Annotated in this window: 10 protein-coding genes; all 10 read left to right on the plus strand. The window is 41.3% G+C overall.

The genetic code is table 11. From position 1 onward, the window contains the following. Positions 1 to 70 precede the first annotated feature (70 nt). On the plus strand, positions 71 to 2296 hold the full coding sequence (locus IGJ53_RS06475; RefSeq protein WP_010732466.1) for an alpha-galactosidase: 2226 nt from the start codon (positions 71 to 73) through the stop codon (positions 2294 to 2296). Positions 2297 to 2311: 15 nt separating this feature from the next. After that, positions 2312 to 4195, plus strand: a complete 1884-nt coding sequence (locus IGJ53_RS06480) for a glycoside hydrolase family 2 TIM barrel-domain containing protein (RefSeq protein ID WP_010732467.1) — start codon at positions 2312 to 2314, stop codon at positions 4193 to 4195. Further along, positions 4176 to 5150: a beta-galactosidase small subunit gene (locus IGJ53_RS06485; protein ID WP_438749876.1), complete on the plus strand. Its 975-nt coding sequence runs from the start codon at positions 4176 to 4178 to the stop codon at positions 5148 to 5150. The genes IGJ53_RS06480 and IGJ53_RS06485 overlap by 20 nt, the downstream gene beginning before the upstream one ends. Positions 5151 to 5808: 658 nt before the next feature. Next, complete coding sequence (gene aroF, locus IGJ53_RS06490) at positions 5809 to 6831, plus strand: 3-deoxy-7-phosphoheptulonate synthase (protein ID WP_002313693.1); 1023 nt, start codon at positions 5809 to 5811, stop codon at positions 6829 to 6831. 32 nt (positions 6832 to 6863) lie between these two features. Continuing rightward, complete coding sequence (aroB, locus tag IGJ53_RS06495) at positions 6864 to 7928, plus strand: 3-dehydroquinate synthase (protein WP_002316320.1); 1065 nt, start codon at positions 6864 to 6866, stop codon at positions 7926 to 7928. Position 7929: 1 nt separating this feature from the next. Then, complete coding sequence (gene aroC, locus IGJ53_RS06500) at positions 7930 to 9096, plus strand: chorismate synthase (RefSeq protein WP_438749878.1); 1167 nt, start codon at positions 7930 to 7932, stop codon at positions 9094 to 9096. A gap of 16 nt (positions 9097 to 9112) precedes the next feature. Beyond that, complete coding sequence (locus tag IGJ53_RS06505) at positions 9113 to 10204, plus strand: prephenate dehydrogenase (protein ID WP_002292024.1); 1092 nt, start codon at positions 9113 to 9115, stop codon at positions 10202 to 10204. A 12-nt stretch (positions 10205 to 10216) separates the two neighbouring features. Beyond that, positions 10217 to 11512 carry a 3-phosphoshikimate 1-carboxyvinyltransferase gene (gene aroA / locus IGJ53_RS06510; RefSeq protein ID WP_438749880.1) on the plus strand — a complete coding sequence of 432 codons (1296 nt, stop codon included), beginning with the start codon at positions 10217 to 10219 and terminating at the stop codon, positions 11510 to 11512. Next, positions 11505 to 12014 carry a shikimate kinase gene (locus IGJ53_RS06515; protein WP_259742071.1) on the plus strand — a complete coding sequence of 170 codons (510 nt, stop codon included), beginning with the start codon at positions 11505 to 11507 and terminating at the stop codon, positions 12012 to 12014. Before aroA ends, IGJ53_RS06515 begins: the two co-directional genes overlap by 8 nt. Further along, entirely contained in the window at positions 12011 to 12835 is an 825-nt protein-coding gene (pheA, locus tag IGJ53_RS06520) for a prephenate dehydratase (protein WP_259742072.1), read from the plus strand. Before IGJ53_RS06515 ends, pheA begins: the two co-directional genes overlap by 4 nt. The last annotated feature ends 9 nt before the right edge of the window (positions 12836 to 12844 follow it).

Genomic DNA, 12844 nt, shown 5'->3' on the forward strand with positions numbered 1-12844 from the left:
ATTGTTTAGTAAACAGTATACAGGAATTATAAAAAAAGTAAACGGTTTCCGTTTTGATGGGAGTGAAATGATGGATATTACGCATAGAAAAACAGAAAAAAATTTCATCTTATTTGATGAAAAGAGCCGAGTCTTCCATTTACGAAATACATTTCTTTCTTATCTGATAAAGATAGAAGAGAGCAATGTATTGGCGCATATTTATTTTGGCAAACCAGTCAAGCAGTACAAAGACAATAAAAATTATCCCCGAAGAGATCGTGGATTTTCAGGAAATGTTCCCTTAAATCCTGACCGGTCTCTGTCGAAAGATACACTACCGCAAGAATACTCTTCTCATGGCAGCATGGACTTTCGAACACCCGCATCGATTATTCAGCGCAAGAATGGGTCAGACTTACTGGATCTGAGATATGACAGCCATTATATTACAGATGGGAAGCCAGAGATCGAAGGCTTGCCTCAAACTTATGTGCTAGACAAGTCAGAGGCGCAAACGTTGGTGATTTCACTCAAGGATAGAGAAACAGCGATTTATTTCGATTTGTTCTATACCATATTTAGTGATAGAGCAGTGATTACACGATCTGTAAAGATAAGAAATGAAACCGGAGAAACAATCAAACTAGAAAAAGTAGCTAGTTTCCAGCTAGACTTTGCCCATACTAGGCGATTTGATGAAGTCATTGCTTTGCCAGGAGCACATGTCAATGAAAGACAGATTTCACGGCAATCTCTTTTATCTGGAACAAAAGTATTTGAAAGCCGTCGAGGAACGAGCAGTCACCATATGAATAACTTTATTGCTTTAGTTCATCATCATACGACAGAAAATACTGGAGAAGCGATTGGACTTCAATTTGTTTATTCCGGCAACCATTCTTTCGAACTTGAAAAAGATCAGATCAATCAATTGAGAGTCGTCGGTGGGATCAACAGCCATCGTTTTTCGTGGGAATTGAATGCAAATCAGTCTTTTCAAACACCTGAAATGATCCTTTCTTACTCAAGTCAGGGATTGAACAAAATGAGTCAGATCCACCATGAGTTGCTACGTGAAAGAATCGCAAGAGGTCGTCATCAATTTGCTGAACGGCCGATTCTTGTCAATAACTGGGAAGCCACTTACTTTGACTTCAATAGTGAAAAAATCAAGGCGATCATTGATGAAGCAAAGGAGCTAGGCATCGAAATGTTCGTATTAGATGATGGCTGGTTTGGAAAAAGAGATGCGGACAATTCTTCATTAGGAGACTGGTTCGAGTATGAAGGCAAGTTGACAAATGGATTACGTGAAATAGCAGATTATGCTCATAGCAAAGGATTGAAATTTGGTTTATGGTTTGAACCAGAAATGATCTCAATTGATTCTGAACTGAATCGAACACATCCTGATTTTCTTATGCAGGAGCCAGGTAGAATGCCTTCTGCTTCCAGATCACAACATGTACTGGATTTTACAAGGTTAGATGTTCGGCAGACGATTGAAAAACAAATGAGAAAGATTTTAGACACGATTCCTCTTGACTACATCAAATGGGATATGAACCGTTCGCTTTCAGATGTCTATTCGATTACCCTTGACCCACAGAGACAAGGAGAAGTAGCGCATCGTTATATGCTCGGGCTTTATGAACTACTCGAACATTTGACAGCTGATTATCCGGAAATCTTATGGGAAGGCTGTTCTGGTGGAGGTGGGCGGTTTGATGCTGGTTTTATTTATTATATGCCGCAGTCATGGACAAGTGATAACACGGATGCAGTGGAGCGTATGAAAATCCAATATGGAACAAGTCTTGCTTATCCGATTTCGTCCATCACGGCTCATGTATCAGCTGTACCAAATCATCAGACTGGCAGATCTACTTCGTTGAAAACAAGAGGAGAAACAGCTATGAGCGCTGTTTTTGGTTATGAACTGGATTTGACAAAGCTGTCTCCTGAAGAAAAAAAGCAAGTCAAAGACCAAATTATATCCTATCAAACGATTCGTCCGGTGATCCAATACGGCCATTATTATCGTTTGGCGAGTCCTTTTGAAGAAAATATTGCCGCATGGATGTTTGTGTCTCCTAAACAAGATGAAGCTATTGTGTTTTTAGGGAGGATACTAGCTTCAGCTCAACCAGTGTTCCATGAAGTATATCTGATGGGGTTAGATGATGAGGCACTTTATCAGGAACAGACCTCGAAGCGGATATTTTCGGGGGCCGAATTGATGACAGTCGGACTTTACTTCCCTGATTTTCAAGGTGATTTCCAAACAGAGATGCTTCATTTCAAAAAGTTATGAGAGAAGGAAAAAAGTATGAAAGCAAATATAAAATGGTTAGATGATCCACAAGTTTTTAGAGTGAACCAATCAAATGCGCATAGTGATCATGTTTGCTATGCAACAAGGGAAGAAGTAGAAACCACATCCTCCCTTAAACAGTCTTTAAATGGAACATGGCGTTTTTGTTATTCGCCAAATCCTTCGGTACGTCCAAAAACATTTTATAAAAAAGATTTTGATGCCTGTTCTTTTGATGAAATCACTGTTCCTAGTCATATTGAATTAGCAAATTATGACAAGATCCATTACATCAATACGATGTATCCGTGGGAGGGACATGTATTTCGCCGTCCCCCTTTCACGACAAGCCCTGAGAAAGAGGCGGAAGGAATCTTTTCAACTGCTAAAGACAATCCGGTGGGTTCGTATTTGACGACTTTTCGATTAGAAGAAGGTCTAAAGGGAAAACAAATCTCGATTCATTTTGCTGGTGTAGAACAAGCAATGTTCCTTTGGTTGAATGGTCATTTTATCGGGTATGCCGAAGATTCGTTCAGTCCGTCTGAATTTGATTTAACACCTTATTTGGAAGAAGAAAATATTCTAGCTGTGGAGGTTTACAAAAGAAGTACAGCTGCATTCTTGGAAGATCAGGACTTTTTCCGATTTTTTGGGATCTTCAGAGATGTCTATTTAGTTGCTCGAGGACAAAACCATTTAGAAGATCTTTGGATCAAACCTCGATTAGATGACAACTGTCAAAATGGCAAACTTGAAATAGATTTGTCTTTTGAGCAAGTAGCCAAAAACAGTCAGTTGAATGTAGCGATACTAGATCCTGAGGGGAAGGAAATCTATCAACAGCAATATCCGTTAAAAGAGCAAATGACGATTCGGATCGATGGATTTGAAAACGTGGCACTGTGGGGGCATTTTCAGCCCAATTTATATAAGCTTGAATTGGAGACGATAGACGAAGAAAAAAGAGTAACGGAGTATATTGACTATTCTTTCGGTTTTCGTAAAATCGAAATCAAAGATAAAATCATCTACTTCAATGGAAAACGGATGATCATCAACGGGGTAAATCGACATGAGTGGCATCCAAAAAAAGGACGCGCCATCACTATAGAAGATATGGAAAAAGATTTGGCTATCATAAAAAATGCAAAGATCAACGGCGTACGGACATCTCATTACCCCAACCAGATCACTTGGTATTATTTATGCGACCAAGCAGGAATCCATGTGATGGCGGAAACGAACCTCGAATCCCACGGCTCATGGCAAAAAATGGGCGCATTTGAGCCTTCTTACAACGTGCCAGGTGCAGTACCTCAGTGGCAGGCTGCTGTTCTTGATCGGGCAAAAACGAATTTCGAAACATTAAAAAACCATCCAAGCATTCTTTTTTGGTCTCTTGGAAATGAATCCTATGCGGAAGAAAACATTCGACAAATGAACGATTACTTCAAAAAAGTAGACCCGGATCGACTCGTCCATTATGAAGGGAATTTTCCAAATCCAGCATTCGAAGATTCGATTTCAGATGTAAAAAGCTGCATGTATGCGCCACCAGAAGAGATCATTGACTACCTAGAAAATAAAGCGGAAAAACCGTTCATCTTATGTGAATACATGCATGACATGGGGAATTCATTAGGTGGAATGGATTCTTACATGACGTTGCTTGATCGTTATGAAATGTACCAAGGAGGCTATATATGGGATTTTAAAGATCAGGCGATCCAAGTGACTGATCCAATCACTGGTCGAGAAGTGATGCGCTATGGCGGTGACTTTGACGATAAACCAAGTGACTATGAATTCTCAGGGAATGGGATCGTTTTTGCAGATGGACAAGAAAAACCCGCCATGCAGGAGGTAAGATATTATTATGAAAAATACAGTAAATAAAAGTCATATGGAGACGGAAAAAGTTGCAATCGTCTTCGGCGACTGTACATTAGGTGTCAAATCGGGAAATACGCATTATATTTTTTCTTATACAAGAGGCGGACTGGAATCACTCAATAAAAACGGAAAAGAATGGCTATACCGGGAAACACTTCCAGTTTTTTGGCGGGCAACGACCGATAATGACAGAGGTAGCGGATTTGGATTTAAATCTGGTATGTGGTTAGGAGCCGGATTGTATCCAAAAGTCAAAGAAATAGAAGTACTGGTGGACAATAAAAAGATCGATTTGCCGATTGCCCCAGTAAATAATCAATATTCAAGTAATGAAAACGCTGGAACGGTTGAAATCATTTTTACACTGGAAATCAACACAGTACCAAAAACACAAGTGACAATTTCCTACCAAATCGCTGGAGAGGGTAAAATGCTTGTTAAGATGCATTATGATGGACAAAAAGGGTTGCCGGAATTACCAGCATTGGGTATAAGGTTCATTATGCCAACAAAAGCAAAATTCTTTGAGTATGAAGGTTTATCAGGGGAAACATATCCGGATCGGTTGGCTGGTGGTATCGAAGGTATTTATAAAGTGGAAGGACTCCCCATTCCTCCATACCTTGTTCCCCAAGAATGCGGTATGCATATGGAAACGAAATGGCTAGAACTGACAAGAAATGAAACATTGGATAATACGGACAAAGATCAAGAAGACTTTTCGTTGCGATTTGAACAGCAGGATACGCCATTTGCTTTTTCCGCTTTACCATTCAAAGCAGAAGAACTGGAACAGGCGACACATATAGAAGAACTACCGCCAGAAAGACGAACGGTTCTTACGATTTTTGCAAAAGTAAGAGGAGTCGGGGGTATCAATAGCTGGGGAGCGGATGTTGAGTCACCTTACCGCATCAGCGGCGAAGAGGACCATGAAATCAGTTTTATTATCCAGTAGCGATCTTTAGATTATTATTTGAAAAACGGAGTGTACAAGACAAAGCTGCTTTATTCTATATGTCATGAACAAGAGAGCAAAAAAGTTCTCAGATTCTTTTGTTCATGACTGTTTTCTTCAATAAAACCAATTGTTATTTTTCTGAAAACCAAAGTTAACTATCAGAAAATTAAAAAAAGTTTCACAAAAATGATTGACAGTCGATTTTTTTATGTCTATACTAGGTACAATTCTTACATCAGTTTGGAGCGATTTTTTATGAAATCTAGAAAACTTACAAAACTGAATACGTATTACTTTAGCTATTTTAGATAGGTTTGTATTCATGACTTCGTGGGTACAAACAAACCAAGTTTGTATCTATGATGGCTAAAGATTTTTAAACACGACTTACAGCCACGTAGAGAAATTCATCTATAGTGGCTATTTTATATTTTTGCAGCGCTTTTTAAGGCTCGTTGAAGATGTTCACTGTAGAGGCAATTTCCTACAGGGACATCTTTTTTTGTTGATTATCCGAGTCATAAGTAGGAAAGAAGGAGCGAAAATGAGAACAACAGGACACGGTCGTTTAGTAGGGATTTATGTAAAACCACCTTGAAAAAGTAGAGAAAATCAGCCAAGATAGATAAGTAAACAAAAGAAAGCGGGAAAAACAATGATAGTAATTATGAAAAAAGAAGCAACGGAAGAACAAGTAAAAAAAGTCGTCGATCATATCGAAAAAGAAGGATTCAAAGTCTCAATCGATCAAGGAACAGAACGAGTAGTGATTGGACTAAAAGGTGATACGCGAAGTTTACAAGAAGGAGCATTTACACGCTACGAAGGAGTAGAAAATGCTGTGCGTATTTTAAACACATACAAATTGACTTCTCGAGAATTCCATCCTGGCAATACAGTCGTGGATGTAGACGGAGTAAAAATTGGTGACGGCAGTTTCGTGACGATGGCTGGTCCTTGTTCTATCGAAGGATTAGACCAAATCAGAGAATGTGCGCGAATGGCCAAAGCCGGGGGCGCAAAAATTCTGCGAGGTGGTGCCTTCAAACCACGTACTTCTCCATATGCTTTCCAAGGTTTAGAAGAAGAAGGATTGAAATACATCCGTCAAGCGGCTGATGAATTTGGAATGAAAGTGATTACTGAAGTGATGGATGAAGGACATATCGACATGGTGGCTGAGTACAGCGATATCCTACAGATTGGTGCACGGAATATGCAAAATTTCAAACTGCTATCTGCTGTCGGTAAAACAGGTAAACCTGTTGGATTGAAACGTGGGATTTCTGGTACGATCAATGAATGGCTTAATGCTGCAGAATACATTGCAGTTGAAGACAAATCTCCTGTCATTTTTATCGAACGTGGGATTCGGACTTACGAGACAGCTACACGTAATACGTTTGATTTAAGTGCTGTCCCATTGATGAAAAAATTAACTCATTTCCCTGTGATCGTTGATCCAAGTCATGGTACAGGTATTTGGGATCTTGTACCGCCAATGGCCCGTGCGGGTGTGGCAAGCGGAGCAGACGGCATGATCGTAGAGATCCATCCTGATCCTGCAAATGCTTGGTCAGACGGTCCCCAATCGTTGAATGAAAAGACTTACTCACGCATGATGAAAGAAGTGACGATCATGAAAGAAGCAATGGAAAAGATTCAAACACTCGATTAATGCCAGCTTTTTAAAAGAAAGAAGTGAAACGAATGCTTACTGTACATGTTGATAACCAGAAATACGATATTCATATTGAAGAAGGTGCACTAGAACAGGCTGGATCATGGCTTCAAACGATTTGGAAGCCTCAAAAAGTAGCTGTGATCACTGATACCAACGTTGCTCCACTGTATGCGGAAAAAATCATGTTCCAATTGAGACAAGCTGATTTTGAACCAGTCCTTTCAATCGTACCGGCGGGTGAGACCAGTAAATCTTTGGAACAAGCAGCTGAGTTATACGATTTTTTGGCAGATAATGATTTTACCCGCAGCGATGGAATACTTGCACTTGGTGGAGGAATGGTGGGTGATCTAGCCGCATTCGTGGCCTCGACATTCATGCGTGGGATCCATTTCGTTCAACTTCCGACTACGCTACTTGCACAAGTAGATTCTAGTATCGGCGGGAAGACAGCAGTCAATACAAACAAAGCGAAGAACCTTGTCGGAACATTTAGCCAGCCAGCTGGCGTATTGATTGATCCTGAGGTTCTAAAAACTTTACCGGTACGTCGTTTACGAGAAGGAATCGCTGAAATCATCAAATCAGCAGCTATAGCAGATGCAATGCTTTGGCAACAACTGAATGAGCTTAAAGACGAAAAAGATCTTCTAGAGCATGCTGTTCCAATCATCACTGCTACGTTGAAAATCAAGCGAAAAGTAGTGGAAGAAGATGTCTTTGACCAAGGAAATCGACTTATTTTAAATTTTGGTCATACAATTGGCCATGCAATTGAAAATACAGCAGGATATGGGGTAGTCAGTCATGGAGAAGGAGTAGCTATTGGAATGGTAGCCATCACTTCTCATGCAGAAAAAATCGGCTTGTCTCCAACTGGATCGACAGCTGCATTAGAAAGGATACTCCAAAAATTCCACCTGCCGATTACTTACGATCTAAGTCATTCAGAGGAATTATTCCACGCGATAACCCATGATAAGAAAGCAAGAGGAAGCCAATTGAATATCATCTTACTAGAAAAGATTGGGCAAGCAAAAATCGTACCTGTTCCCACAGAGACATTCAAAGATTACTTAGGAGGACTGTAAGATGCGTTATATGACTGCGGGAGAATCCCATGGACCAGAATTAACAGCGATTATTGAAGGACTACCAGCAGGGTTACCTCTGTCAGAAGAAGAAATTAATCACGAACTCGCTCGCAGACAAGCTGGTTACGGCAGAGGAGGAAGGATGAAGATCGAAAAAGACCGTGTTCGGATCACGTCTGGCATCCGTCACGGCAAAACAATTGGTTCACCTGTCACTTTAGTGGTAGAAAATAAAGATTGGAAAAATTGGGCAACTGTCATGTCTGTAGCAGAAGTGCCTGAAAAAGACCAATCACTGCGGCGAGTTGCACGTCCGCGTCCGGGTCACGCGGATTTGGTAGGCGGTATGAAATACCATCATCGAGATCTTCGAAATGTGCTTGAACGGTCCTCTGCAAGAGAGACGACCATGCGTGTAGCAATCGGCGCAATTGCCAAGAAAATTCTGGAAGAACTTGACATCACCGTAGCAGGACACGTGATTTGTCTTGGTGGAATCCAAGCAGAAATACCTGAAAATATCTCCATTCAAGAAATCAAAGAAATTTCTGAAGCATCAGAAGTACGGGTTGTTGATTCAGCAGTCGAGCAAAGAATAAAAGAACTGATCGATCAGACAAAGAAAAATGGAGACACGATCGGAGGAATTGTAGAAGTGCTCGTTGGAGGCGTTCCAGCTGGATTAGGAAGCTATGTACAATGGGACACGAAGCTAGATGCCAAAATCGCGCAAGCTGTGGTTAGTATCAATGCCTTTAAAGGAGTAGAATTTGGGGTCGGATTCACTGCTGGTTCATTACCAGGATCAGAAGTGATGGATGAGATCTTATGGGAAGAAGAACGAGGCTACTTCCGACGTAGCAATAATCTAGGCGGCTTCGAAGGCGGGATGACCAATGGCGAACCACTTATTATCCGCGGGGTCATGAAACCCATCCCTACATTGTACAAGCCACTTCAAAGTGTTGATATCGATACAAAAGCACCTTACAAAGCAAGTGTAGAACGTTCGGATAGTACAGCAGTTCCTGCAGCTAGCGTCGTTGCGGAAAATGTTGTAGCCACTGTAGTAGCGACAGAGCTATTGTCAAAGTTCCCAAGTGATTCGCTTGTTGAGTTGAAAGCTGCAGTGAAGGAGTACCGTGACTACTTGAAACATTACTAAAAAGGGGGCAAATAAGATGGCACAACATGTTTTTATCGTGGGGCTTGGACTGATTGGTGCTTCTATGGCACTTTGTATTCGTCAGACCAATCCAGAACTGATAGTAGTTGGTTGGGATAGTCAGTCAAAAACCCGTGAGCAAGCAGTAGAACAGCAGATCGTTGATTACGTTGCAAATGATTTTGAAACAGGTGCAGAACAAGCAGACGTTATCTTATTAGCCGTTCCCGTCCGTACAACCTTAGCTTATCTTGATGTCCTTGAAAGAATCAACTTGTCTGATCACGTCATCATTACGGATGTCAGCAGTACGAAGCAGCAAGTCGTGACATCCGCTGAGCAGAAAAATCTTCGGTTTGTCGGTGGACATCCAATGGCTGGTTCTCATAAATCAGGTATACAGGCAGCAGATGCTAAACTATTTGAAAATGCCTATTACATCTTTACACCTTTGGAAAAGACGAAAAAAGATGTTGAAAAACTGCAAGAACTATTTTGCGGAACCAAAGCAAAATATGTGACTCTTACAGCAGGAGAACATGACCGTATAACAGGAATGCTAAGTCATTTTCCACATATTCTGGCAGCTGGTTTAGTCAACCAGGCAGAACAATTCAATCAAGAATATCCGCGAGCCAAACAACTGGCAGCAGGAGGCTTTCGAGATATCACTAGGATCGCTTCCTCGGATCCTGTCATGTGGACAGATATTTTGTTGAGCAATAAGCAGATATTATTGGAACGATTGGCAGATTGGCAACAAGAAATGACACAAATAGCAGAATGGATCATGACTGAGAACCAATCGGAAATCTTTTCTTTTTTCAATCGGGCAAAAGAAAGTCGAGACCAGTTGCCTATCCATAAGCAAGGCGCGATTCCTGCCTTTTTTGATTTATTTATCGATGTACCAGATGAGCCTGGCGTGATTGCAGAAGTAACTGGACTGATTGGAAAAGCGGGAGTTTCTTTGATCAATTTGAAGATCCAAGAGACGCGAGAAGATATTTTAGGGATACTGCAAATCAGTTTCAAAAATCAACAGGATTTGTTACAAGCAAAAAGAACCATTATGTCTAATACCAGTTATCATTGCTGGATCAAATAGGAGGCTGGATAAATGCGATTATTACAACAAATACATGGATTAAGAGGGACTGTTAGGATACCAGCAGATAAATCGATTTCCCATCGCAGCATCATGTTTGGAGCAATTGCTGAAGGAACGACGACTATACAAAATTTTTTGCGCGCAGAAGATTGTCTGATTACTTTACATGCCTTCCAACAATTAGGTGTCGAAATCGAAGAAGAGGAAGAGGTGATCAAGATTCATGGTCGCGGTAGCCACTCCTTTGTCCCACCAACTGAACCCATCGACATGGGAAACTCCGGTACGACGAGTCGTTTATTGATGGGTATTTTGGCTGGACAGCCTTTTGCAACGACTCTGTTCGGTGATGCTTCGTTGTCTAAACGTCCAATGGGGCGAGTGATGGAGCCTTTACGCGAGATGGGTGCTGACTTGCAAGGAAAAGAAAATGATCAGTATCTACCAATCACTGTGACAGGAACCCGCTCTTTATCACCTATCCGATACAATATGCCTGTAGCTAGTGCACAGGTCAAATCTGCTTTGCTGTTTGCGGCACTACAAGCAGAAGGTACATCCGTAATCGTTGAGAAAGAACGTTCCCGTAACCATACGGAAGAAATGATTTGTCAATTTGGTGGAAGGATCACAGTGGAAGATAAAACAATCATGGTGACAGGACCGCAAAAATTAACCGGTCAGCAGATAACTGTTCCAGGTGATATTTCATCAGCTGCTTTCTTTCTAGCAGCAGGGCTTCTTGTTCCGGAAAGCCAACTGTTGTTAAAAAATGTCGGGGTCAATCCAACAAGAACCGGTATCTTAGATGTACTGGAGGAGATGGGCGCAGCGATTACCCAGACGAATCACAATGAACAGAACCAATCGGCTGATTTAAGTGTCAAGACGAGTCGTTTGAAGAAAGCAACGATTGGTGGAGAAATCATTCCGCGTCTGATTGATGAACTGCCCATTCTAGCTTTAGTGGCTACTCAAGCAGAAGGAATCACGATCATTAAAGACGCAGAAGAATTAAAAGTAAAAGAAACCAACAGAATTGATGCGGTGGCAGAAGAATTGCAAAAAATGGGGGCAAAGATAAAAGCAACAGCAGACGGTTTGATCATCCATGGACCAACACCTCTGCATGGTGCAAAAGTTTCCAGCAGAGGCGATCATCGAATCGGTATGATGCTGCAAGTAGCTGCTTTGATAGCTGATGGACCTTGCGAACTAGAAGGAGCCGAAGCCGTTTCAATCTCTTATCCGGCATTTTTCGACGATTTAGCAGAACTTGTGTCAGGAGGAGAAGCTCATGGCTAGCATTTTGCTGATTGGTTTCATGGGCGCTGGAAAAACAACGATCGGTAAAGGGTTAGCTCAACGTTTACAAAAAGAGTATGTAGATTTAGATACAAAGATTGAGGAACATATCCAATTGTCGATTGCCGAATATTTTCACTATTACGGTGAAAACAGCTTTCGAAAAGTGGAGTCAAAGGTTTTAAGAAAGCTGTCAAATGAAGATATAATTATCGCGACTGGTGGAGGAATCGTCCAATGTGCTGCCAATCGGCAATTTTTACAAACGCAGCCTATTGTTCTTTACTTAGAGGCAGAAGCAGATTGTCTAATCGATCGTATCCAACAAGATAAAACGTCTATTCGACCGTTAGCTCTTGGAAAAACAAGAGAAGAAATAAAAGCCTTATTGGCACAACGACTTTCCTGGTATGAAGAGAGCGCGACACATCGAATCAACACGACCAATGAAACACCAGAAAAGATCATCGATACCATTATAGAAAGGATCAAAAGCATATGAATGTCAGCTATCTAGGGCCAGAAAGTTCGTTCACTTATCAGGCGGCTTGCCAGCTATTTCCTACAGAACAATTGACTGCGTATGCTTCGATCCCTGCTTGTTTGCGCGCGTTGTTTCGCAAACAGGTCGATCTGGCTGTCGTTCCTGTAGAGAATTCATTGGAAGGATCTGTTCATCACACAATCGATCTTCTCTCCAAACATCCAGAAGTCGAAGTTAAAAGTGAAATCGTTCTTCCTATCAAGCAGCAGCTTTTAGGCAATGCAGCAACAAAGATTACAAAAATCCTTTCTCATCCCCAAGCACTAGCACAATCACAACAGTTTTTAGAAACGTATTATCCTAATGTTCCTTTAGTAGCAACAGAATCAACAACTGCTGCAGCAATGTATGTAGCAGAACATCCGAAAGAAGACGCAGCAGCGATTGCTTCATTAGAAACAGCACAGCATGTTGGATTGGAGATCTTAGCTGAGAATATCCAAGATAATGAGTTGAACCAGACACGTTTTTGGATCGTCGGTGACCGAAAGATGACCAGCCAGCAGTCAGCTCCAGTAAAAATGAGTGTCATCTTGACACTACCTGCTAATCAGCCAGGGATGCTTCATAAAATGCTGGCAGCTTTTGGCTGGCGGGAAATCAACTTAAGTAAGATTGAATCCCGACCATTGAAAACTAGCTTGGGAGAATATTTTTTCGTGATCGATTTGTTGTTGGACCGCCCAATGGCATTAGTAGAGAATGCGCTCCAAGAAATCAAGATGCTCGGAGGAAAAAGTCAAATATTGGGCTGTTATCCAGTATTGACAGTAGAATAGACGCGTAGA

The organism is Enterococcus sp. DIV1283b (assembly GCF_051710965.1).
GTDB lineage: Bacteria > Bacillota > Bacilli > Lactobacillales > Enterococcaceae > Enterococcus_B > Enterococcus_B lactis.

Bases quoted from the DNA above. Each gene is read 5' to 3' on its own strand.
- IGJ53_RS06475 (WP_010732466.1), top strand. From the start codon at position 71: ATGGATATTACGCATAGAAAAACAGAAAAAAATTTCATCTTATTTGAT.
- IGJ53_RS06480 (WP_010732467.1), top strand. From the start codon at position 2,312: ATGAAAGCAAATATAAAATGGTTAGATGATCCACAAGTTTTTAGAGTG.
- IGJ53_RS06485 (WP_438749876.1), top strand. From the start codon at position 4,176: ATGAAAAATACAGTAAATAAAAGTCATATGGAGACGGAAAAAGTTGCA.
- aroF (WP_002313693.1), top strand. From the start codon at position 5,809: ATGATAGTAATTATGAAAAAAGAAGCAACGGAAGAACAAGTAAAAAAA.
- aroB (WP_002316320.1), top strand. From the start codon at position 6,864: ATGCTTACTGTACATGTTGATAACCAGAAATACGATATTCATATTGAA.
- aroC (WP_438749878.1), top strand. From the start codon at position 7,930: ATGCGTTATATGACTGCGGGAGAATCCCATGGACCAGAATTAACAGCG.
- IGJ53_RS06505 (WP_002292024.1), top strand. From the start codon at position 9,113: ATGGCACAACATGTTTTTATCGTGGGGCTTGGACTGATTGGTGCTTCT.
- aroA (WP_438749880.1), top strand. From the start codon at position 10,217: ATGCGATTATTACAACAAATACATGGATTAAGAGGGACTGTTAGGATA.
- IGJ53_RS06515 (WP_259742071.1), top strand. From the start codon at position 11,505: ATGGCTAGCATTTTGCTGATTGGTTTCATGGGCGCTGGAAAAACAACG.
- pheA (WP_259742072.1), top strand. From the start codon at position 12,011: ATGAATGTCAGCTATCTAGGGCCAGAAAGTTCGTTCACTTATCAGGCG.